Origin of the sequence: Vibrio sp. HI00D65 (assembly GCF_001635455.1) — a bacterium.
Classification (GTDB): domain Bacteria; phylum Pseudomonadota; class Gammaproteobacteria; order Enterobacterales; family Vibrionaceae; genus Vibrio.
The window spans coordinates 1-404 of record NZ_LWEH01000358.1 but is presented as its reverse complement, the minus strand read 5'-3'; the positions used below and the strand labels follow the sequence as shown (position 1 = coordinate 404).

The window sequence follows — 404 nt, the reverse complement described above, 5'->3', positions numbered from 1 at the left end:
ACCTAGAGAAGTAACAACCAAATAGATGGTGCCCCGGGCCGGACTTGAACCGGCACAACGCGAACGTCGAGGGATTTTAAATCCCTTGTGTCTACCAATTCCACCACCAGGGCACGCAATTCTTTATTGCGATGCCGATTACTGAAAAGTAAAACACCACCTTAATGTCAATATCAATCAACACTACAAAATTTGGAGCGATACATCGGGTTCGAACCGATGACCTCAACCTTGGCAAGGTTGCGCTCTACCAACTGAGCTAGTATCGCAATTTCATTCGAATCTATCTTAACTTATCAAACTAAGAGAAAGAATGGAGGCGCCTCCCGGAGTCGAACCGAGGTCCACGGATTTGCAATCCGCTGCATAGCCACTCTGCCAAGGCGCCTTTTATTCAAACACGT

2 tRNA genes are annotated in these 404 nt (G+C 47.0%); both read right to left on the bottom strand.

The features are described from left to right. Nucleotides 1-26: 26 nt before the first annotated feature. Nucleotides 27-113, bottom strand: a tRNA-Leu gene (locus A3712_RS19885). Nucleotides 114-314: 201 nt separating this feature from the next. Further along, nucleotides 315-388 (bottom strand) — tRNA-Cys (locus A3712_RS19880). Nucleotides 389-404 lie beyond the last annotated feature (16 nt).